Source organism: Pseudomonas sp. GW821-FHT09C10, from assembly GCF_059418085.1.
The window spans coordinates 527,187-548,524 of sequence record NZ_JBWKPE010000002.1; the positions used below are offsets into that span (position 1 = coordinate 527,187).

The following is a 21,338-nucleotide window of genomic DNA, read 5'->3' on the forward strand; positions in this document are numbered from 1 at the left end:
AATCCCTCTTATTGTTCTGTCAGCGGGCGTACAGCGACGCCGCTTTCAAGACGCGCCAGCTGCGCGGCGTCGCAGATGCCGAAACCGATCTGTGTCACCGCCATGGCGGCAATTGCCGTGGCGCGACGCAGGGTTTGTTCAGGCGCTTCAGACTCAAGCAAACCATGGAGCATCCCGGCCAGCAGCGAATCGCCGGCACCTACCGTACTGGCCACCGTCACCTTGGGCGGCGTGGCATGAAGAGTGGTGGCCCGGCTGTACCAGCTCACGCCCGCGGCACCGTCGGAGACGACCACATGCTCAACACCCTGCTGATGCAGTTGGCTGATGACGTTGGTGGCATTGCCCAGGGCCTCGGCGAGCTCTTCGGTATTGGGTTTGATCAACCACGGGGCCGCCTTGAGACCGGCACGCAGCGCCTCGCCGCTGGTGTCCAGAGCGACTTTCAAGCCCAGACGCTTCAGGTGTTCCAACAGCCCCTGCAACCACTGCGGGCTGACGCCACACGGCAAGCTGCCGGCGACGACCACCGCATCATGGCCCGGCGCAATGCGCGTCAATTGGTCGAGCAACGCTTGCTGCGCCTGCTCACTGACCAACGGCCCTGGCGCATTGATATCGGTGACCCGGCCGTCCTGCTCGGCAATCTTGATATTGCTGCGGGTTTCGCCGGGCACGCGGATAAACGCGTCGGCAAAACCACGTTGTGCAATCAGCGCCTCGAAGGCTTGGGGGTTGTCCTCGCCGAGAAAACCGCCCACGGTCACTTGATGGCCCAGATCGGCCAGGACTTGCGCCACATTCACGCCCTTGCCGGCGGCATGGGTGAGCAGGGTTTCGCTGCGGTTGACTTCACCCGGTTCCAGGTGCGCCAGGCGTACCGTCAGGTCCAACGCCGGGTTCAGCGTCAGGGTCAGAATCCTTGCCATCTACACGGCCTCCACAAGGGCACGCACCTCGGCGGGCGAACCCACCGCCAGTGCTTTTTGCGCCAGGCCCTGGGCCTCGCTCAGACTGAATTCACGCACCCGCGCCTTCACTTCGGGAATGCTGCGGGCCGACACGCTCAACTCATCCACACCCAGGCCGACCAGCACCGGCACCGCCAGCGGGTCCGCCGCCAGTTCGCCGCACACACCGACCCATTTGCCATGGGCATGGGCCGCGCGCACGGTGATGTCGATCAACTGCAATACCGCCGGATGCAGGCCATCGGCCTGGGCCGACAAGGTCGGGTGGCCGCGGTCGATGGCCAGGGTGTACTGGGTCAGGTCGTTGGTGCCGACACTGAAGAAGTCCACTTCCTTGGCCAGCACCGGCGCCAACAGCGCGGCGGACGGCACTTCGATCATGATCCCCAGTTGCAGGTCGGCCACCGGGATTTCCAGGCGCAGGCGTTCGGTCATGTCGCGGGCGGCACGCCACTCATCCACGCTGCCGACCATCGGGAACATGATGCGCAACGGGCGGTTATCCGCCGAGCGCAGCAGTGCGCGCAATTGCGCTTCCATGATCTGCGGGCGTTGCAGGGTCAGGCGAATACCGCGTACGCCGAGGAAGGGGTTTTCTTCCTCGGCAATCGGCCAATACGGCAGCGGTTTGTCGCCGCCCACATCGAGGGTGCGCACCACCAGCGGGCGACCACCGAGGCCGTCGAGCACACGGCGGTACTCGGCTTCCTGGGTGGCTTCGTCCGGGGCTTGGGGGTGGGCCATGAAAATCAGTTCGGTGCGCAGCAAACCAATGCCTTCGGCGCCCTGCTCCACGGCGCTCGCCACACCGGCGCTTTCGCCGATATTGGCGAACACTTCCACGGCGTGACCATCACGGGTCAGCGCCGGTTCGTGGCGCTGGGCCGAGGCGGCCTGCAAGCGTTGCTCACGGGTATCGCGCTCGACGGTGGCACGTTGCAGGGTGGCTGCATCGGGGTCTACATGCAGGCGACCGCGCTGGCCATCCAGCAACAACGGCGTGCCGGCGGCCAGCAGCAACACCGCCGGGCCGGCACCGACCAACGCGGGAATACCGAGGGCCCGCGCGACAATGGCGCTGTGGGCCGTCGCGCCGCCGCGGGCGGTGAGGATGCCGGCGACGCGGGCCGGGTCCAGGCGCGCGACGTCGGAAGGGCCGACTTCGTCCATCACCAGGATGTAGGCTTCGCTCGGCTCCTGGGCGGTTTCAACGCCGCACAATTGCGCCAGCACCCGGCGACCGATGTCGCGCAGGTCGGCGGCGCGCTCGGCAAGCAAGGCATCCTGCAACGATTCCTGCTGCCTGGCGGCGGCTTCGATCACGCTCATCCACGCCGCTTGTGCGCTTTCACCTTGCTTGAGACGGGTGTCGACTTCATCGGTGAGTTCCGGGTCGTCGAGCATTTCCTGGTGGGTGATGAAAATCTCGCGGATGGCTTTGGCCTGGCTGCGTTCGATCAGGCCCTGGATATCCCGGCGCACATCGGCCAGGGCATCTTGCAGGCGCTGGCGCTCAATGGCCGAGGACTCGCCGCGCAAGGGGTAATCGAACACCTGTTGAATCTGGATATGTGCAGGGCCAATGGCAATGCCCGGCGCTGCGGCGATGGCCTGGAGCTGGCTGCCGGCCTGTGGCGCGCTGATCACTGGCGCAATATCAAGGGCTTCGGGCTGTGCGCTCATGGTCGGCAGTGGCTCGACCTCTTCGCCCAGGCCCTCTTCAACGGCGGCCAGCAGCGCGGGCAACGCATCGCAGGCAATCGTCGGTTCAGCAACAAATTCCAACACCTGGCCACGCCGGGCGCCAAGGCTCAGCAGCTTGCTCAGGCTCTTCACCGACACGGCGCCCACCGGGCCGTCAACGATGCGCACGCGGATGTCGCCTTCAAAACTTTTGGCCAATTGCGCGAGGATCTTCGCCGGCCGTGCGTGCAGGCCGTGGGCGTTAGCCAGGGTGATGCGGGCGCTGGGCCAGTCAGCTGGCAGCTCGCCGCCGAGCACTTCGAGCACCGCGCGACTGCTGGTGGCACGGCCCAATTCCTGACCGCGACCTTCAATCAACAAGGCGCACAAGCGTTCAAGCAAGGCCTGATGGGCTTCACCCAGGCTGGCCAGGCAGAACAGGCCGTTAAGGGGCTGGCCGAGGTAGCGCATGGGTTTATCGGGCGTAACAAACGCCAGGCCCGGGCGCTTGACCGTCTGCTCGCTGTGCAGCCACCACAGGCCGTCACCCAGGGGCAGCGCATCGACCTGCTGCAACACAGCGGCAAACCCATTGCTGACGCAATCGGCCTGGCGCAGCAGGCGTGCACCTCTCCACACAAGCTCTTCGAAGTCATCGGCAGACACGCCCAGGCTGATCATCTGCGCGTCCAGCGCCAGCTCCTGGGGTGCGCCCTGCAGCAGTTTCAGCAAGGCTTCAGCCGTGCCCGCGCGGCGCAGCGCCTGGCCCAGGTCGGTTTCACCGAGGGCACGGGTGAGCAGTTGCAGCAGGCGCAGGTGTTCGTCGGATTTGGCGGCAATACCAATGGCCAGGTACACAATCTGCCCATCGCCCCAGTCCACGCCTTCGGGGAACTGCAACAGGCGCACGCCGGTGGAAAACACCTGGTCGCGGGTTTCGGGGGTGCCATGGGGGATGGCAATACCTTGGCCAAGAAAGGTCGAGCCTTGGGCTTCACGGGCTTGCAAGCCGCTGAGATACCCCTCGGCGACCAGGCCATCAGCCACCAGTTTGTCAGCGAGCAGGTGCAGGGCAGCAGATTTATCCACAGCCACCTGGCCCATGGAAATCTGCTCTACAGTGAGCTCAAGCATGCCGTTCTCCTAGTTAGTGCGCTGGACGCACTAGGTATTGTTTTGAATAAAACAGTGTAATGGTGTTCCGGACTAGCTGACTGAGCAGTCAATTGGCAGTAGGCACTCAGTGGCTAACGTCGTAAAAATACGCTGGCTGAAACGTTTAATCTAGAATTTATGGCAGGTTACGCGTTAATTGCGCATCCTTGAAGGACCACTCGGCACTTGAGCTGGGACATTAGTCGCGTGCAGGAATCGGTTACGATTGGACAAAATGTCGGGGCGAGCTCCAAAAAACAAGGAAATCCCGGTTTGAAACTCAGTGATATCGCACGTCTGGCCGGTGTGTCCGTGACCACCGCCAGCTATGTCATCAATGGCAAAGCCGCACAGCAACGCATCAGCAGCGCGACCGTCGAGCGCGTGCGTGCCGTGGTTGAAGCCCATGGCTTTACGCCCAACCCCCAGGCCGCAGGGCTGCGCAGCCGGCACACCCGTACCCTGGGGTTCATCCTGCCGGATCTGGAAAACCCCAGTTACGCACGCATCGCAAAGCTGCTGGAGCAAGGTGCACGGGCCCGCGGCTATCAGTTGCTGATCGCCAGCTCAGACGATGAAGCCGACAGCGAGCGCCAACTGCTGCAACTGTTCCGCGCCCGCCGTTGCGACGCGCTGTTCGTCGCCAGTTGCCTGCCGGCCAGCGATGACAGTTACCGCGAGCTGCAAGCCAAGGGTTTGCCGGTGATTGCCATCGACCGGGTAATGGGGGCGGACCAGTTCTGCTCGGTGGTCAGCGACGACCGCCAGGCCTGCCAGCAATTGACCAGCAGCTTGCTGCAACCGTTGCCCAAGCAGATCGTGCTGATTGGCGCGCGGCCCGAGCTGAGCATCAGCCAGGAGCGTGCGGCTGGCTTCCGTGAAGCGCTTGACGGTTTCACCGGCGAGGTCATCGTCGAACACGGTGAAGCCTTCAGCCGCGACTGTGGCCGACAGCTGATGGAGCAACTTCTGCATCAACTGGGGCACTTGCCTGACGCCTTGGTGACCACGTCCTACGTGCTGCTGCAAGGTGTGTTCGACGCATTGCATGACTTCCCGCTCAAGTCACGCCCGCTGCGCCTGGGCACGTTTGGTGACACCCAGTTGCTGGACTTCCTGCCGCTGCCGGTCAACGCCATGGCCCAGCAACATCAGCTGATTGCCGACACCGCCCTGCGCCTGGCCCTGGCCGCCATTGAAGAAGAACAGTACCAACCGGGCGTGCACGCCATCGGCCGGACCTTCAAGCAGCGTATCCACGAGGCCTGAGCGTGGAGCTGATCGACACCCACACCCACCTGGACTTCCCGGACTTCGACAGCGATCGCCGGGAAGTCCTCGCCCACAGCCGTGAGTTGGGCGTGCGGCGCATGGTGGTGCTGGGGGTGTATCAACAGAATTGGCAGCGGCTGTGGGATCTGGTGCAGGCGGATGCCGGTTTGTTCGCGGCCTTTGGCCTTCACCCGGTGTACCTCGATGAGCACAAGCCCGTCGACCTGACGGAGTTGGGCGACTGGTTGACCCGCCTCCACGGCCATCGACAGCTCTGCGCGGTAGGTGAGATCGGCCTGGATTACTTTCTCGAACAGCTGGATCGCGAAGGCCAGCAAAGCCTGTTCGAAGCCCAACTCAAACTGGCGGTGGACTTCCAACTGCCGGCGCTGCTCCACGTACGCCGCAGCCACGCGGCCGTGATCGCCACACTCAAGCGCATCCGCCTGCCACGGGGCGGCATCATCCACGCGTTTGCCGGCAGCCGGGAAGAAGCCCACGAATACATCAAGCTCGGGTTCAAGCTCGGCCTGGGCGGCGCAGCCACATGGCCCCAGGCCCTGCGCATGCATAAAGTGCTGGCACAGTTGCCGCTGAACGCGGTCGTACTGGAAACCGACGCCCCCGACATGGCGCCGGCCATGTACCCGGGCCAGCGCAACAGCCCACAGCACCTGCCGGCGATCTGCACCGCCCTGGCCGAGCGCATGGGCACCAGCCCCCTAGCGCTGGCCGAGGCGAGCACACGCAATGCGTGCGAGCTGTTCAAGTGGTAGTACCGGGGTCACCGCTTGCAGGTTCAAAGTCATGCGCTGCCGATGGCGGACGTAGCGCAGCACCAGGAAGTGCACCAGCAGCACCACCAATGACACGTTGAGCTGCCCGACCACACTGATCAGGCCAATCCACTCCGTCACCAGCGCCACGATCAGCACCACGCAGGTCAGCACAGCCATGCTCGGGCGTACCAGCGCCCAGTGGTCCAGCGCCTTGAAATGCCGCAACTGCCGGGGGCAGTTCAACTCCAGGACGCGCTGGCAATACGGGCAATCAAAGGGTTCTTCAATGGCGATGGCATTCAACTGCCAAGGCTTGAGTTCAAACGTGATGTCGCAATGGGCGCAGTGCCCCTTGATGCCGACTGCAATGCTCATCGTCGTGCCTCTCTTGGACCTGATTGAGTGACACAAATTTTCACTCATTCACCCGCGCATAAAAGGCACTTCAGGAAATCAGGACAGGCACTACACCAACCCAAGACCAATCCTACGCCATCGACTTACACACGAAAGGCCCCGATCAGTTGCTTCAACTCGATCACCTGTATCGACAGCTGCCGGCTCGCCGCTTCAGTCTGATGCGCGCCTTGGGCAGCATGCTCGCCGGCACGATTGATTTCGACGATATTCTGGTCGATGTCATGGGCAACGGCGGTCTGCTGCTCCACCGCTGCGGCGATCTGCTGATTCTGATCGACGATCATGCCCACGGCACCGAGGATATTTTCCAAGGCTTGCTGGACCTTGTCCGACTGTTCCACGGTGCCGCTGGCCATTTCATGGCTGGTGCCCATGGCCTTCACGGCTGCGGCCACGCCGCTGTGCAGGCGGCTGATCATTTGCTCGATTTCTTCGGTGGAATGCTGGGTCCGCCGGGCCAGGGTTCGCACCTCGTCGGCCACCACGGCAAAGCCGCGTCCCTGCTCACCCGCCCGTGCGGCCTCGATGGCCGCATTGAGTGCCAGCAGGTTGGTCTGCTCGGCGATGCTCTTGATCACCTCCAGGACGCTGCTGATGGACTGGCTGTCGGTGGCCAATTGGTTGATCACCCTTACCGACTGGTCGATCTCCGAGGCCAGCCGCGCAATGCTGCCCTGCTGGGATTGCACCAGGCAGCGGCCATTGACGGTTTCATCGTTGACGCTGTGGGCACTGCTGACCGCCGCTGCGGCACTGCGCGCCACTTCCTGGGCGGTGGAGGACATTTGATTCATGGCCGTCGCCACCTGCTCAATCTGCATGCGCTGGCCCGAGACCGCCTGATTGCTCCGGGCCGAGACCGTTTCCACTTGGCCGGCCTGCAACTCGACCTGGCTGACGGTATGCCCGACGCGCTCGATCAAGTCATGAATTTTCGCCACGGTGCCGTTGAACACTTGGCCCAGGTCGCCCAACTCATCGCGGCTTCGGGCTACAAAGGTAACGGTCATGTCGCCGGCGGCCACCTTGTCCATCATCGCCCCCAGGCGCCGCAACGTAGTGCGCGTAGACGCGTAGAACCCTGCATACAGGTAAAAGATCAGCAAAAACACCGCCGTCAGCGCCGAGACCAGCACCACCATGTGCGTACGGTTCTGCGCCAGGCGCTGCTCCAGTTGCTGCCCGAGGAACGTCAGGGTGGCGTCATCGAGCTGATAGGTCTGCTCCATCAATTGGCTGACGCTGTCATAGAAACCCTGCCAGGGCGCATCAAGGGTTTCGGCCATCACCACCTGTTCTTCGAACAACTCGCTGCCGTGCTTGAGGCTGGCGTTGCTGGTCTTGGCCAGGCTGTCGAGTGCTGCATGCGCGGCGTTGCTGGAGCCCAGGACGTCCTGCAATTTCAAGGCGTATTCGGCCTGGAGCTTTTCCAACTGTTGCAGCAGTTCGTCGAAGCGGGTACTGGAAGATGAGTTGAGAAAACCCTGGCCCAGGGAGTAGGCCCCCATCGCCCGGCCTTCTCCCAAGGTCTGGGTGACCTGCGGGGTGACGCTGGTGATCAGCTCGCTGAGCTGGCGCAAGTCACTCTGGGGATCGCGGCTCAAGCCGGACTGACTGGCAACGATCTGGCTGAGCATCTGGGCCTTGTTGAGCAACTTGCCGATCAACGCACTTTTGCTCTGCAGCGAGCTTTCCTGTTGCTGGGCCTGGAAGGCGGTGATCAGTTCGTCACGCTTACCTTCAAAGGCGGCGATTTGCTCAGGTTCGGCAGCCATCGGGGTGAGGCCTTGCAGACGGGCGAGCACGCTCTGCTCCAAGGCGCTGATCTTGCCCTCAAGGTCAGCGGCCTTGCCGGACTGGCCAAGTATTGCGTTGATCTGCACCTGGTTATTGAGGGTTTCCAGGTCACGGCGCAGGACCAGGCTGCTGCCGAGCAAATCCAGACTTTGCAGCTCGACACGGGTGCCCTGGAATTCGCGCCAGGAATCACGCACCAGGTAATAGTTGGTAGCCAGCATCGGTAGCAGGAACAGCACGCTGATCAGGCTGAACTTCATGCCGAAGCTAAGACGGTTCATCAGCGCGACGGCGGGATAGAGCAAGCTCTTCACAGGTGACCTCCCTTTTCTTTGTTTTATTTTTATTCGGGCGCAGGGCGGCGGCAGAAAGCCACTATTTGGCGCTCTGTCTGTATAGCTCAATTTGAAAGGGAGTTTTGTAACGTAAAGTTAACGGACGAGGATTGCAGCGGGCTGCTAAGCAGCCCGGCGCGGGCGGTGCGACGATTCGACAAGCCCGCTCAGCACAGGAGTCAGGGCAACACGGTCCAAATGGCAAAACCGGCATACCACAGCACCGCTGCACGCAGCAGCAGTTCCCACAGGTGATCCAGGCTATTGATGCCTTCGGCACCCAGGGCCGGAGGGGGGATTTCAGCGGCGACCAGGCCGACTTTTTCCACCAATTGCGCCGCGCTGATGTCCCAGCTCAACAACTCGTGAAGCATGACACGGCTGACCGCGACGAAGTTGCCCACCAGGGCAAAACTGGCCGCCAGCAGGCGCACCGGCAGCCAGTCGAACGCGTGACGCAATTGCCCGGCGCGCTCGGCCACCAGAGGGTTGTGGCTATGCTCACTGGCGAGCGCCAGCAGCCGATAGGCCAACGCAGCGACCGGTCCTAACAGGAAGTACCAGAAAATCACGGCGAAAAAACTCTGGTAGGCCTGCCACAACAGATGGCCCTGGACGCGCTCCAACAGTTGCTCGCCGCTGTCGGCGCCCAGCTTCAGGTCGCGCTCGGCCACATGTTCGGCCGCCTGCAGGTCACCACGGCGCCAGGCATCGCGAAATGGCCCCAGCCCAGCCAATAGATCGCCACGGCCCAGGCTGTAGATCACCACCAGCAAGTGCACCGGCAGCGCCAACAAACCATAGGCCACCGGTTCCAGCACCAGCAACAACAACGCCAGCAACGCCACCGGCAGCAACACCAGCAGGACCAGAATCAGCCACGGCTGCTTGCCCATGCGCGGGCTCGACTCCAACTTGGCCAATTCGCGCAACCAGCCGCCATCACGCTGCAACCGCTGGCGCAGGGCCGAGAACTTCTCGATCCACACGGCCAGCACCAACACCAGAAAACTCATCGTGCGTGTCCTCCATCCTGCAGGGCGCTGCGAAAGCGCACCCAATCAAAAGCGGGGCCGGGATCGGTCTTGCGCCCCGGAGCGATATCGCTATGGCCGCAGATACGCTGCGGCGTAATACCTGGATAGGCTGCCAGCAACTGCCGTGTCAGGTCGATCAGCGACACATACTGGGGGTTGGTGAACGGCAAATCATCCGTACCTTCAAGCTCTATGCCCAGGGAAAAGTCATTGCACGTCTCACGCCCTTCGAAACACGAGACCCCGGCATGCCAGGCCCGGTCTATGCAGGACACAAACTGCGTCACCGTGCCATCGCGCTCAATCAGAAAATGCGCAGACACCCGTAGGTCGGCAATCCCTTCAAAGTAGGGATGTTCCGTGACGTCCAAGCGATTCTGGAAAAACTCCTGCACTTTGCCGGTAGCGAACTGCGCGGGTGGCAGGCTGATGTTATGCACCACCAACAGTGAGATTTCGCCTGCCGGGCGCTCGTTGAAGTTGGGTGAAGGGCAATGGCGAATGCCCTGGCACCAGCCGCTGGCGGGGTCCAACTGCATACAGGATCCTTGAACATGACTAAGTGTGACCAGTATGCCGCGTTCGACCCCGTGGTTGCGATCACTTGCCGCGATTGAGTTGACGCAGCTTGCCCACCACCGCCGCCAGCGCCCGCTCGAACAGCGGCTCATCGTCGAGGTTATGCAGCGCGCCACGCTTGAATGCCATCGCCAGTTGGCCGGCACTCTTCTCCAGGACCTTGAGCCCGGTACGGCCGACAAAAATATAGGTGTTGGCCGGCGCCATGATCGCCGTCAGCTTGCACCGCAGGGTGCCTGCCGGGCCCTGCTGGAACACGACCCAGTCACCGACGCGCAATTGGTGTACCTTGGCCAGGTCCGGATCATCCTCCGGCAGGCCCTCGAGGGAATCGAGTGGCAGTACGCTGAACACAAAGGGTTCACGCACTTCGAGCCATTCATCGCCCCCCTCGGGCGGCCGGACATGCAGGGTCTGCAAGCGCACAAAAAAATCACGGGTGCTGAAGGGGTCGAATGCAGCGCTGGTCAACCCGTCGCGCAGTGCCTTGAGCAACCCGGGCAACTGCTCCAGCAAGTGCACCCCGGCTTCAGTGTCTGCCGGCAGGCTGACACTCCAGATCAGCTCATCCATGGTGCGCAGCCCTGCTTGCCATTGCACCGACTGCTCGCCGTGCTTGAGGCTGGCCAGCAACAGCACCTGGCTCCAGGCCTGTTGCAGGAACTGCACTACCGCCTGCGGTAAAACCTTGCCGAGCATCCGTCGATTCAGTACCTCGGCCACCCGTGCACGCGCCGCTTCAGTGCGCACGCGCCCTTCTTCAGCATGGCGGGTGTGCTGTTCAAGCAATTCGCTGCGACGACGCTCATCGGCGGTGAACGCAGTGAATTCAGTCAGCAATTGGGAAAAAATCGCCGGATCTTCAACAAACTCATTGAGTAAACGCTGAACCACCTGCTCTATGCGCAGGTACAGGCTGTCGCGCTGGAAGTCATCGACCGGGCTCCAGCCCATGGCAGTGGTCGCGATTTCATTCAACAGGCGCCGAGCCGGGTGGCCGGGGCGACTGAAAAAGCTCTTGTCCAGCACCGCCACTTTCAGCATCGGGATCTGCAGGCGGCCGATCAAGGCCTTGAAGGCGTCCGGCACTGCGCGGTCATTGAGGATGAATTCGAACAGCAGGGCGATCAGGTTGATCACATCTTCATCCGCATCCTCCACCACCCGCGACTTGCCACTCTTGACGCTGACACGGGTGAGCAACTGCTCGAGCTGGTTACACAGGTCGAAATCATCCTCGGCTTCCGGCTCCGGGACGTACTGCTGCAAGTGGGATAACAGCCGCAGCAGATCGCGGGTGGCGATGGGCTGGGGTTCGGCACTGGCTTCAAGGGTAGGCGACACGCTACCACGCACGACGGTCAACAACGCCTGCAAGGCGCTGAAGGCTTGCTGGCCATTTTCGTCGATGGGCTGGTCGGTGCTCGGCAATACCTCTTCACGCTGATGATCACGGGTGGCACGGCCACAGGGACGACGGGATGGCGCAGCCTTGAGTTCCGGCAACACGCCGGTCGCGACCAGCAGTTGATTGGCTTCACCGTACAGCTGGTCAGCATCACTGAGGACGTATTTTTCAAACAGCTTGAGCATGATCAGCTTGACGCGGATCTCCACGCCCAGGCTACGCCCGGCACGCAGGAAAAACTCGCACAACAGCGCCGGGCCCAGGGGGTTTTCACGGTCGTCCAGGCGATTGCCGAGCAAGGCACTCAAGCGTGCCGTGAGTTGCGACAGCGCCAGGCCGTCGCGGTGGCGCACCCGGCCCAGCATGGCCTCAAGCGCGACGGCTTTTTCCAGGTCATCCTTGGACGTGCCTGAGGCCGCGTCATAGGACACCACCGGCACCAACTGAAGTTCACCACGGCCCGCCAGCCCCAGGTTGCCAAAGGCTTCGAACAGCCGCTCCATGAACACGCGCTCGAAATTCTTGCGCTTGAGGCGCAGGTCGCGCATGGCCTCAAAGAAGATATGGTGGTCCACGTTGCTGCGGGCCTTGTCGGCCATTTCGAACAAGGTGTCGTCGGCGTTATCGAACAGTTCCTGTAAACCCTGCTGCAACTGCTGCGCCGCCTTGTCGCGAACCTGCAGCAGCACCACCGGCAGGCGCGCGAGCGGCGATGGCGTGGCTTGTGCCTTGTTGATTGGCACCACCTTTCCGTCATTGTGCATCCTGGCCTCCTGAAACGGCGGTAAAGCGTTGGGGAAAGATCGGGTACAGGCCCAATAAGGCTGTGGATAACCGGTTATCACCAGGACGTCAAAGCTATGACGCCAATTGCAAGGCGCGAGATTATCTTGCAAATGAGTGCCGTTGCGCCAGCAAACTCTGACATTGCGCTGTAAATGAGTGGTGAGCCTGGGTTCAAACGCACACTGCCCCTATAATCGGGACACTTTGTTTGTGGAGCCTGTTATGCCGAACCTCCGTCTTGCCGACCTCACCGCTGAAATCGAAGCCAACGTGCGCCGCGCGCTCCTGGAAGACATCGGCAGCGGCGACATCACCGCACAGTTGATCCCGGCCGAACGGCTGGCCACGGCCACCATCATTACCCGCGACGCCGCAGTCATCGCCGGCACTGCTTGGGTGGATGCCGTATTCCGCCAACTGGACCCACGGGTCGCCGTGCACTGGCAGGTGGCCGACGGCGAACGCGTCAGCCCCAACCAGGCACTGTTCCACCTGGAGGGGCCGGCGCGTTCGCTGCTCAGTGGCGAGCGCTCTGCCCTGAACTTCCTGCAGTTACTCTCCGGGGTCGCCACACGCGCCCGGTTCCTGGCGGATTTTGTCGCCAGCACCCAGGTCAAGCTGCTGGACACTCGAAAAACCCTGCCCGGCCTGCGCCTCGCGCAGAAATACGCGGTGACCTGCGGTGGCTGCCACAACCACCGTATCGGTTTGTATGATGCGTTCCTGATCAAGGAAAACCACATCGCTGCCAGCGGCGGGATTGCCCAAGCCATCAGCGCCGCCCACAAGATCGCACCCGGCAAGCCGGTGGAAATCGAAGTGGAGAGCCTGGACGAACTGCGCGAAGCGCTGGCGGCGGGCGCCGACATCGTCATGCTTGATGAGTTGAGCCTGGAAGATATGCGTGAAGCCGTGCGCCTGAATGGCGGCAAGGCCAAGCTGGAAGCCAGCGGCGGGATCAATGAAAGTACCCTGCTGCCTATCGCGGAGACGGGGGTGGACTACATTTCCATTGGTGCGATGACCAAGGATGTGAAGGCGGTGGATTTGTCGATGCGCCTCAGTATCTGAGCACCTTAACTGTAGGAGCGAGCTTGCTCGCGAAAAACCTGAGAACGCCGCAGGGAACCAGGCAGCCCGCGTCATCGTTAGCGATTTTCGCGAGCAAGCTCGCTCCTACAAGCTGCTTTTAAACGACCAGGTCGTTCATCTCGCAGTATTCTTCCCATTCGACACCCAGCACCTCGGCCGCCTCTTTGTGCAAGGCCAGCCGTGCCGCTTCGAACTCTTCCGGCGTCGAGGTGTACTTGAGGGTCAGTTCCCAAGGCTGGAAGCCCTGGCTCTCGGCCTCGTCCTCAAACGCCCACTGGATCTGGTCGCGCTGATCATCGGCGCTCAGGTCCTTGATCTCTTCTTTGAGCTGCGGCGATTCCTCAAGGTATTTTTCGAGGGCTGCTTGATGCCGAACTTCTTGGGTCATTTCAGTCGTGGTCATGTCGTTCTCTTAGATCGAGGAATGGGGATGCATCTGGGTCATCAAGGTTGCGCAGATACAAAAGAGCCGGCACACGTGCCAACTCGTCTGGCCTTCAGAACCATTCTGGGATCATCTGAAAACATTGCCTTTGAAGCAGTATTGCCTTTTTGCCCGAGACAGGAATCGAACCTGCGACCTTCGCGTTACGAGTGCGCTGCTCTACCAACTGAGCTACACGGGCGGTGGGCTAAAGCTAGCACCGCATCAGGCGTCCGGCAACTTGCGCCCTTCAACGGGCAATGACCCCCTGGGCCCAGAAGCGTGGTTGCAGGTGACGACCTTCATCGCCCAGATACTGTTTTTGGGCTTGCTGGAGGTGAGGCACATCGCGCACCGCGATAAACACCAACAGACCAACGGCCAACACAGCCAAGGCTTTCCATAGCCTGCGGGCCAACGGCAGCGCAGCGCTTGCTGGCGTGCGCAGCTCATGCAGCGCCATCAGCCAGCCCACCACCAGCGCCAACCAGACCTGGGAGTTGGGCATCACTATCACACCATCGACCATGGACTGCACCAGCGCCCCCACCAACGCCGCGAACAGGCACAAGCGCAGCAGGTCAACCCGCGCGGCGGACAGCGCTCGCTCGCGCAGCACAGCCAACGCGGCCCAGCCGCCTCGCCATGCCAACACCGCCACGCACAGCGCCGAGGGCACACCCCATTCGCTGGCCCATTGCAGAATCGCCTGATGGGGATGAGCGGCAATCCTGTTGGCAATATCGGCAAAATGCATCGGCCCAAAACCAAGCCACGGGCGCTCGATGAGCATGTACCACGCCTGCCACCAGATCGGGCCCCGTCCCGACAGCGAGGTGGTGAGGCGATCTCCAGCATCACTGGTGAGCGCAATCCCCAGGTAATCCGACAGTCCCGTGAATACCAGCCAATACAGCCACAGCCCAATCAACGCTGCGGCCGACTGCCATCCCAGCCAGCGACGCCCCCAAGGCCCAAGCAGCGCCAACATCACGCCCGCCACGCCCATGCCAAGCCAGGTACCCCGCGTACCGCCGCTGATTGCGATCATCCACCAGACACACAGCAACGCAAACACCATCCCCCGCAAGGCGCGGGAGACATTGGGTATCAGTAAAGGCAGCGCCAGCAATGGCAAGGTAAATGTCTGAAACTGTCCGTAGAAACGCTTGTTGGAAAAGCCCGACAGCAACCCGCCAGGGTCCAGTACGCGCTCGCCACTGACGAGCAGCAACGTACCGGCATACAGATACTGAACCGACTTGATCAGGCACAGCAACACCACAACCAGGATCAGCACGCGATCCAAAGGCTCGCCGCCGTGACGACGAACCAGGGCAAAGGCGACGGCAATCGCCGCGCAGCTGACAAACAGCGCCACTTCGGTCAGTGCCCACAGCGGCTGATGGGCCAGCGTCGACGACAGCACGCCCAGCCCCACAACCAGCGCCACGCCCCAGGCAGTGGGCCTGTCTACCCAAGGTTCAGTGGAAGTAACCGACAACCCATACAGCACCGCGCAAAACCCGATGGCAATTTGCGTAACACGCTGTAGATCATGCCCGCCGAATGGCGCACAAATCCCGACACTCAACAGGCACACCGCTGCTACCAGGAAAACACCGCCTCGCTGCTGCACGGATAACACCATCGGCCACCTCTACTTCCCTGTGGATGGTTTAGCAGTTACGCGCCGTCGGTGCCGCAGCCCTTGCTGGCATATTTCGCTTCAGCGGTCGTCGCGCACTTCCAGCCGGTGGCGCTGCGGACCAGGGTGATGGTCTTGCCCAGCACCGGTGCCGGTGCGTCGAGTATTTCGCAGCTGATGGAGCCCGCACCCGTGGCCACATCGCCTGCCACCTCGATCCTGCAGTTGGCCGTAGGACTGGTGCCGCCGATCAAGGCCACGGTGGGTACGGAGCCCTGGTTGATGGTGTCTTCGTAACCGGCCTTCAACGCGGCAATTTCTGCCAGGCCGGCAGTGAACTTGGCCTTGGCCTGGTGGGTGGTGTACATGGGCAAGCCGATGGTGGCCAAAATGCCGATGATTGCCACGACGATCAACAACTCGATCAAGGTAAAGCCTTTCTGACGTATCACATTCACTCTCCCGAATAGAACTCATGACAAGGCGCGTCCTGCACCCCGTTTTTGCAACGGCGCCAGTGTACTCACCCGCAAGCGGCCAATCGCGCTCAAGACGCACATTCTGACATTTTTATCCCGCGCCATCGGCATGCCTGAATCCGTCACCTGACTAAGCTATAAATCTTCGACAGCCTGTATGCGGAACCGCAACATGAACAACGCTTCAACGATTTACGCCTGGGAAGGCATCAACCGTAAAGGGCGCAGGGTATCCGGGCAAACCAAGGGGCACAACGCGGCCCTGGTCAAGGCACAACTGCGCCAGCAAGGGATCAGCCCCGGTCGTGTGCGCAAGCAATCCCTGCTGCTGCCAAACCTCACCCCATCAGTCAAAGCGGCTGATATCACGCTGTTCACGCGCCAACTGGCTACGCTGCTGAAGGCTGGAGTTCCACTCCTGCAAGCCTTCAACATCATCAGCGAAGGCGTCGACAATCGCGCTGTGCGTGAACAGGTGATGGGGCTTAAACAAGCGATCGCCGCCGGCAGCAGCCTGGCTGAGGCATTACGCAAACAACCGCGTCATTTCGATGAGCTGTACTGCAACCTGGTGGCCGCCGGCGAACAGGCCGGGGCGCTTGAGACACTGCTGGAGAGGGTGGCGATCCACCGGGAAAAGAGTGAGCGGCTCAAGGCCAGGATCAAAAAGGCCATGACCTACCCCGTTGCTGTCCTGGTGGTTGCCAGCCTGGTCACCGGCATACTGCTGGTCCACGTGGTGCCGCAGTTCCAGGCCCTGTTCGCCGGAGTCGACGGCAAACTGCCGGCATTTACCTTGCACGTGATCGCCCTGTCGGCGTTCATGCAGCACGCATGGTGGATGCTGGTATTGGGCATCGTCGCGGGAGCCGCTGGACTGCGCCAGGCCTATCGGACCTCGTCGGGGTTTCGCTGCTGGCTGGACACCGGTTTGTTGAAAGCGCCCCTGGCAGGCAAACTGCTGACAAAATCCTCCGTGGCCCGCTACGCCCGCACGCTCTCCACGACCTTTGCCGCCGGTGTTCCACTGGTACAGGCATTGGACTCAGTCGCGGGCGCCGCGGGAAACGGCCCGTTCAAACAGGCAATCGAACATATGCGTCACGATGTATCTAACGGAATGCAACTGAATCAATCCATGCTCAACAGCGGCCTGTTTCCCGGCATGGCGATCCAACTGACGGCGATCGGCGAAGAGTCGGGCACCCTGGAACACATGCTGGAAAAGGTCGCCAGCCACTATGAGGCTGACGTGGACCACCTGGTCGACAACCTCACCAGCCTGATGGAACCGTTGATCATGGTGGTGCTGGGGGGCATTGTCGGCGCGCTGGTCATCGCCATGTACCTGCCGGTCTTCCAACTGGGGAGTGCATTTTGAGCCTGCTGCTGAACGAGCACCCATTAGCCTTTGCCACCATCGCGCTGGTGCTGGGGCTCATCGTCGGCAGTTTCCTCAACGTGCTGGTCTGGCGCCTGCCAAAAATGCTCGAACGGGAATGGCGTGCCCAGGCCCATGAAGTGCTCGGCTTGCCTGCCGAACCTGGCGGGCCGACCTACAACCTGATGCACCCCAACTCATGCTGCCCACACTGTGACCATCCCATCCGGCCGTGGGAAAATATCCCACTGCTCAGCTACCTGATGCTCAGGGGGCGCTGCGCCCATTGCCAGGGAGCCATCAGCCCACGCTACCCTTTCACGGAACTCGCCTGCGGGTTGATCTCGGCCTGGGTCGCCTGGCATTTCGGCTTTGGATGGCAGGCCGCAACGGTGCTGGTGTTGAGTTGGGGATTGCTGGCAATGAGCCTGATCGACGCAGACCACCAGTTGCTCCCGGATGTGCTGGTGCTGCCATTGCTGTGGCTGGGCCTGATCGTCAACAGTTTTGGATTACTGACGACATTACCCGACGCACTATGGGGCACCGTGATCGGCTACATGAGCCTGTGGAGCGTGTTCTGGCTGTTCAAGCTGGTCACCGGCAAAGACGGCATGGGCCACGGTGATTTCAAGTTACTGGCCTTGCTCGGCGCCTGGGGCGGCTGGCAGATATTGCCGATGACACTGTTGATGTCGTCGCTGGTGGGGGTGTTTGTCGGGTTGATCCTGATGCGCCTGCGCAAGACCCTGGCGTCCACGCCGATGCCGTTTGGTCCGTATCTGGCAATTGCCGGCTGGATTGCATTGCTCTGGGGTGGTCAAATAACCGACTTCTATTTGCAGTCTGTCGGTTTCAGATGACCACTCCTGTTGCAACACCTTGGATTCTTGGCCTCACCGGTGGCATCGGCAGCGGTAAAAGTGCGGCAGCCCAGCACTTTATCGACCTGGGCATTGACCTGGTGGACGCTGATCACGCCGCGCGCTGGGTGGTCGAACCCGGCCGGCCGGCGCTGGCCCGCATCGCCGAGCATTTTGGTGCCGGCGTATTGCAGCCTGACGGCCAGTTGGACCGCGCCGCGTTGCGCAAGCTGATCTTTGAGGTGCCCGAAGAGCGCCGCTGGCTGGAAGCCTTGCTGCACCCGTTGATTGGCGAGGAGATTCGCAGTCACCTGGCTCGCGCCCGCTCGCCTTACGCGATCCTGGTGTCCCCGCTGCTGATCGAATCCGGCCAGTACAGCATGACCCAGCGCATCCTGGTGATCGACGTGCCGCAATCGCTGCAGATTCAGCGTACCCTGCAGCGCGACGGCATCAGCGAACAACAGGTTCAGGCAATTCTCAAGGCACAGTCCAGCCGTGAAGACCGCCTGAACCATGCCGATGACGTGCTGGTCAATGACCAGGACCTCGCCTGGCTGCACAGCGAGGTCGAGCGACTGCACCACTTTTACCTTACTTTGCGTGGAGGCCGATCATGAGCCAACCCTTGACCGTCGACTGCCCAACCTGCGGTGCACCCGTGGAATGGAATGCAGCCAACCCCAACCGGCCGTTCTGCTCGGACCGTTGCAAGCTCATCGACCTGGGCGCATGGGCCGCCGAGGAACACAAGATCCCCGTGGCGCCGGATGCCGAAGACGAGCTGTTTTCCGAAGACCTGCCGCCGCGCCACTAAGGCCGCATAAAGGCGTATTCCTGCTGGTCGTCGAGGTTTTCTGCGAGGTATTGCAGCTCGTCGGCCAGGTCTTCGAAACTGCGTACGCCCTTGCTCTGCTGCACCACCGCGCTGAGCATCGCGCGCAGGGTCAAGCCCGGGTCGAAACCGATTTCCTGTGCCGCATCCTGGCTCCTGCGCAACTCCTGCCGTGCCCACTCGTACACACTCATGATTCGTGCTCCCGCCTTGCCTAGGAAAACTTCGCAGAGCATGGGCCTGCTCGGCTGCGCGGGATTTGATCTGGGTCAACGCTGCGATTCGTCATCCTTCCAGGGCGCCGAGAGGTAGCGTGTGCGGTTGAATGTCTCCAGCCATTCCGGACAAAACACCACCAGGGCGCTGATCACCATGCCGTTGATAAAGGCTTCGGGGAAGATGATCAGCCACAGGTAGCCAACGAAATCCTCCAGCCATTCCGGCATGGCAAAACGACCGTCGAACCACAACAATCCCAACCCCAGCAGCAGGCAAACCAAGGCCGACAGTGCGGCAGCAAAAAAGCCGGAGCAGAAGATATACACGAAGGGATTGCGTGGCTGCGCTCGCTCGACCACAAGCGCACAACCCTCGGTGACCAGCACCGGCAGCACGATCAGCAGCAGGCCGTTGATGCCAAGGGCTGCCAAATCCTGGCGCCCAAGCAGCATCAACCCGATCTGGGCGGCAAAACCACCGACGATGGCCAAGGGCCAATCCAGCAGCAGGGTTACGGCGGTCATACCGATAAAGTGGTAGGACACACCAGTATCGAAATCCCGTCTTACCAGCCACAACATGAACAGTGCGAACACCGTACCGAACAGCAAATGCTGGCGCCGCCGGTCGGCAAACAACTCGACCCAGGGCGAACGCAGGATCGCCCACAGCAGTACCGGTGCATACAACAGCCAGCCGATGCCGAGGGTTGTGGGCGCCAGCACTGCGGCACTGATCACGGCTTCACCTGCTCCAGGGCCTGGCGCAATTCGACAGCGGTGCCGTATTCATGTTGGGAAACCAACTTACCGTTATCCAACTGCAGCCACAGCACTTTATCCGCCGCCGCGGGATAACGCGGGGCGATACGTGCGTCACGGTCCAGCATGACCCGGTAGTTGTAGGATTGCATGGCCGGCACCGCGAACAATTTGGCGATCAGTCGAGGCATGCGCTGGATGTCAGCGACGAACACGGCATGCCGCGCTTCGAGGTAGCCTGCAGGTTGGCCTTGCAGCGCAGCATCCACCTGCTTGGCCGCATCCATGCTGCGCGCCACCAACAGAATCCGTGCCTGGTTATCGAGGGTATAGGCTTGGTCGAATTGATCGAGCAAGGTCCAGGGAGCGAGGCGCTCGCCCACTTCAATAGCCTGCGCCCATACCGGTAAAACACTCAGCAACAGCACCACCAGACACTTCACCGCATGCTCCTCATACAGGGGGAATTACGCTTGAAAGGCCAGTCTACACCCTGGCTTTTGCAGCAGGACTTCCTGCGGTCATCATTTGGACGCTAAGCTGCAGGCATGGATGACTCAGATTATTTGCGCCTGCTCACCGTAGCAGCCGAACAAGCTAATGCGTTCCTGTCCAATGCCCGCAAATGGGAGCGTGAGCGTTGGGTCTGCCAGCGCCTGTTGCAAGGCTTGAATGTGCCCTATCGCGCCGAAGAGTTTCACCCCGCCGGGCAAGAACCGCCCGACGTGCTGTTTCGCGATGCCAGTTTCGAGGTGTTTTTCGTACTCGATGAAGGGCGCCGCCTGAACGACGAATGGCGTGACGAACTGTTGCGTCGACGCAGTGCATTCTCCCTGAGCCAGCTGGTGCGGCGCGAAGCCAAGCCGCGGCGCATCCCCGCCCATGAATTCCTGCTGCGCCTGGCGCCCACGTTGCGCAAGAAGGCCCACAACTACAAAGAGCGCGGGATGGACCTGGGCGAATTGGATATTGTCGCCTTCACCAGCCTCAAACGCGAAGTGCTCGACCTCAACAGCCACTTCCCCCCACCCACCGAATACTTGCGCCAGGGCTGGCGCTCGCTGTCGCTGGTGGGGCCGACGTTTGCCCGGGTGCTGTTCGCCCACCCGGACGCGCCGGATTTCTTGCGCAACAACCTGGGGCGCAGCATAGTGTTCGACGTGGGCATCAGCCTCTGATCCCCTCGCTGTAACGTGGCGCCCCTTTGCAACGTCTACCTGACGAGGCCTTATATGACCAGCCGCCTGAACCCCGACGACCAACAGCATGTCGAAGAGTACCTGCAACTCTCCCAGAACCGAGTCGAGCGCAAGCCTTTCCGGCCGTGGCTGCTCCTTGGTGTGGTGCTGGTGGTGGTGATCGGGCTCGGCCTGCTCAGCCGCCTTTTGAGTTACCTGACGCTATGAGCTGCCTG

General features: G+C 61.6%; 22 protein-coding genes, 1 tRNA gene and 2 pseudogenes. 9 read left to right on the plus strand and 16 right to left on the minus strand.

Annotated features, from left to right (window positions below; genetic code table 11):
- Nucleotides 1-8: 8 nt before the first annotated feature.
- Nucleotides 9-929, minus strand: coding sequence for a 1-phosphofructokinase (gene pfkB / locus AC07OT_RS06170; protein WP_495107695.1), 921 nt, complete (start codon nt 927-929; stop codon nt 9-11).
- The gene (ptsP, locus tag AC07OT_RS06175; RefSeq protein WP_495107696.1) at nt 930-3,788 is read right to left on the minus strand and encodes a phosphoenolpyruvate--protein phosphotransferase; all 2,859 of its coding nucleotides are present in this window, start codon (nt 3,786-3,788) and stop codon (nt 930-932) included. It abuts the gene before it with no gap.
- A gap of 294 nt (nt 3,789-4,082) precedes the next feature.
- Between ptsP and cra the strand changes: the two genes are divergently transcribed.
- Nucleotides 4,083-5,078, plus strand: coding sequence for a catabolite repressor/activator (gene cra / locus AC07OT_RS06180; RefSeq protein ID WP_065938491.1), 996 nt, complete (start codon nt 4,083-4,085; stop codon nt 5,076-5,078).
- A gap of 2 nt (nt 5,079-5,080) precedes the next feature.
- Entirely contained in the window at nt 5,081-5,857 is a 777-nt protein-coding gene (locus tag AC07OT_RS06185) for a TatD family hydrolase (RefSeq protein ID WP_115486612.1), read from the plus strand.
- On the opposite strand, the gene AC07OT_RS06190 is transcribed toward AC07OT_RS06185, so the two are convergent.
- The 6 genes and pseudogenes from AC07OT_RS06190 to AC07OT_RS06215 form a co-directional block, all read right to left on the minus strand.
- Nucleotides 5,804-6,235 (minus strand): hypothetical protein, encoded by a 432-nt coding sequence (locus AC07OT_RS06190; RefSeq protein ID WP_115486611.1) that lies wholly within the window; start codon nt 6,233-6,235, stop codon nt 5,804-5,806. The two genes, AC07OT_RS06185 and AC07OT_RS06190, sit on opposite strands and share 54 nt — an antisense overlap.
- A gap of 125 nt (nt 6,236-6,360) precedes the next feature.
- Nucleotides 6,361-7,290: a methyl-accepting chemotaxis protein gene (locus AC07OT_RS06195; protein WP_495107764.1), complete on the minus strand. Its 930-nt coding sequence runs from the start codon at nt 7,288-7,290 to the stop codon at nt 6,361-6,363.
- Nucleotides 7,267-8,358 (minus strand): annotated as a pseudogene (locus tag AC07OT_RS06200) (methyl-accepting chemotaxis protein); the annotation flags it as partial. The pseudogene AC07OT_RS06200 and the gene AC07OT_RS06195, both read right to left, overlap by 24 nt.
- A 233-nt stretch (nt 8,359-8,591) precedes the next feature.
- Nucleotides 8,592-9,428 (minus strand): regulatory signaling modulator protein AmpE, encoded by an 837-nt coding sequence (ampE, locus tag AC07OT_RS06205; protein WP_141156730.1) that lies wholly within the window; start codon nt 9,426-9,428, stop codon nt 8,592-8,594.
- Nucleotides 9,425-9,988: a 1,6-anhydro-N-acetylmuramyl-L-alanine amidase AmpD gene (gene ampD, locus AC07OT_RS06210; RefSeq protein ID WP_092358802.1), complete on the minus strand. Its 564-nt coding sequence runs from the start codon at nt 9,986-9,988 to the stop codon at nt 9,425-9,427. Before ampD ends, ampE begins: the two co-directional genes overlap by 4 nt.
- A 61-nt stretch (nt 9,989-10,049) precedes the next feature.
- A complete protein-coding gene (locus AC07OT_RS06215) occupies nt 10,050-12,200 on the minus strand; it encodes a DUF1631 domain-containing protein (protein ID WP_495107697.1) in 2,151 nt (716 codons plus the stop codon).
- A gap of 244 nt (nt 12,201-12,444) precedes the next feature.
- Here AC07OT_RS06215 and nadC point away from each other — a divergent pair, with 244 nt between their 5' ends.
- Nucleotides 12,445-13,293, plus strand: a complete 849-nt coding sequence (gene nadC / locus AC07OT_RS06220) for a carboxylating nicotinate-nucleotide diphosphorylase (RefSeq protein WP_027604881.1) — start codon at nt 12,445-12,447, stop codon at nt 13,291-13,293.
- Nucleotides 13,294-13,300: 7 nt separating this feature from the next.
- Here the strand turns inward: nadC and AC07OT_RS06225 are convergent.
- The 5 genes and pseudogenes from AC07OT_RS06225 to AC07OT_RS06245 all read right to left on the minus strand — a co-directional run.
- A pseudogene (locus AC07OT_RS06225) lies at nt 13,301-13,390 on the minus strand (outer membrane lipoprotein carrier protein LolA); the annotation flags it as partial.
- A gap of 21 nt (nt 13,391-13,411) precedes the next feature.
- The gene (locus tag AC07OT_RS06230) at nt 13,412-13,717 is read right to left on the minus strand and encodes a DUF6388 family protein (protein WP_027604882.1); all 306 of its coding nucleotides are present in this window, start codon (nt 13,715-13,717) and stop codon (nt 13,412-13,414) included.
- Between the two features lie 150 nt (nt 13,718-13,867).
- Nucleotides 13,868-13,940, minus strand: a tRNA-Thr gene (locus AC07OT_RS06235).
- A gap of 48 nt (nt 13,941-13,988) precedes the next feature.
- Nucleotides 13,989-15,389 carry an O-antigen ligase family protein gene (locus tag AC07OT_RS06240; RefSeq protein WP_495107698.1) on the minus strand — a complete coding sequence of 467 codons (1,401 nt, stop codon included), beginning with the start codon at nt 15,387-15,389 and terminating at the stop codon, nt 13,989-13,991.
- A 35-nt stretch (nt 15,390-15,424) separates the two neighbouring features.
- Nucleotides 15,425-15,835: a pilin gene (locus AC07OT_RS06245; RefSeq protein ID WP_495107765.1), complete on the minus strand. Its 411-nt coding sequence runs from the start codon at nt 15,833-15,835 to the stop codon at nt 15,425-15,427.
- Nucleotides 15,836-16,037: 202 nt separating this feature from the next.
- On the opposite strand from AC07OT_RS06245, the gene AC07OT_RS06250 reads away from it, so the two are divergent.
- The 4 genes from AC07OT_RS06250 to yacG are packed head-to-tail and all read left to right on the plus strand — an operon-like array spanning nt 16,038 to nt 18,926.
- Entirely contained in the window at nt 16,038-17,246 is a 1,209-nt protein-coding gene (locus tag AC07OT_RS06250) for a type II secretion system F family protein (RefSeq protein ID WP_495107699.1), read from the plus strand.
- Nucleotides 17,243-18,109, plus strand: a complete 867-nt coding sequence (locus AC07OT_RS06255) for a prepilin peptidase (RefSeq protein WP_495107700.1) — start codon at nt 17,243-17,245, stop codon at nt 18,107-18,109. The genes AC07OT_RS06250 and AC07OT_RS06255 overlap by 4 nt, the downstream gene beginning before the upstream one ends.
- Entirely contained in the window at nt 18,106-18,729 is a 624-nt protein-coding gene (coaE, locus tag AC07OT_RS06260) for a dephospho-CoA kinase (RefSeq protein ID WP_027604887.1), read from the plus strand. Before AC07OT_RS06255 ends, coaE begins: the two co-directional genes overlap by 4 nt.
- Nucleotides 18,726-18,926 (plus strand): DNA gyrase inhibitor YacG, encoded by a 201-nt coding sequence (yacG, locus tag AC07OT_RS06265; RefSeq protein ID WP_027604888.1) that lies wholly within the window; start codon nt 18,726-18,728, stop codon nt 18,924-18,926. Before coaE ends, yacG begins: the two co-directional genes overlap by 4 nt.
- On the opposite strand, the gene AC07OT_RS06270 is transcribed toward yacG, so the two are convergent.
- The 3 genes from AC07OT_RS06270 to AC07OT_RS06280 form a co-directional block, all read right to left on the minus strand.
- A complete protein-coding gene (locus tag AC07OT_RS06270; RefSeq protein ID WP_003171680.1) occupies nt 18,923-19,138 on the minus strand; it encodes a hypothetical protein in 216 nt (71 codons plus the stop codon). The two genes, yacG and AC07OT_RS06270, sit on opposite strands and share 4 nt — an antisense overlap.
- Before the next feature lie 75 nt (nt 19,139-19,213).
- Nucleotides 19,214-19,903 carry an energy-coupling factor ABC transporter permease gene (locus AC07OT_RS06275; protein WP_115486603.1) on the minus strand — a complete coding sequence of 230 codons (690 nt, stop codon included), beginning with the start codon at nt 19,901-19,903 and terminating at the stop codon, nt 19,214-19,216.
- Nucleotides 19,900-20,367 carry an FAD/FMN-containing dehydrogenase gene (locus AC07OT_RS06280; RefSeq protein WP_495107701.1) on the minus strand — a complete coding sequence of 156 codons (468 nt, stop codon included), beginning with the start codon at nt 20,365-20,367 and terminating at the stop codon, nt 19,900-19,902. Before AC07OT_RS06280 ends, AC07OT_RS06275 begins: the two co-directional genes overlap by 4 nt.
- A 105-nt stretch (nt 20,368-20,472) precedes the next feature.
- On the opposite strand from AC07OT_RS06280, the gene AC07OT_RS06285 reads away from it, so the two are divergent.
- Entirely contained in the window at nt 20,473-21,102 is a 630-nt protein-coding gene (locus tag AC07OT_RS06285; protein WP_027604891.1) for a DUF1780 domain-containing protein, read from the plus strand.
- A gap of 54 nt (nt 21,103-21,156) precedes the next feature.
- Nucleotides 21,157-21,330 carry a DUF3094 family protein gene (locus AC07OT_RS06290; protein WP_016976295.1) on the plus strand — a complete coding sequence of 58 codons (174 nt, stop codon included), beginning with the start codon at nt 21,157-21,159 and terminating at the stop codon, nt 21,328-21,330.
- Nucleotides 21,331-21,338: the final 8 nt, after the last annotated feature.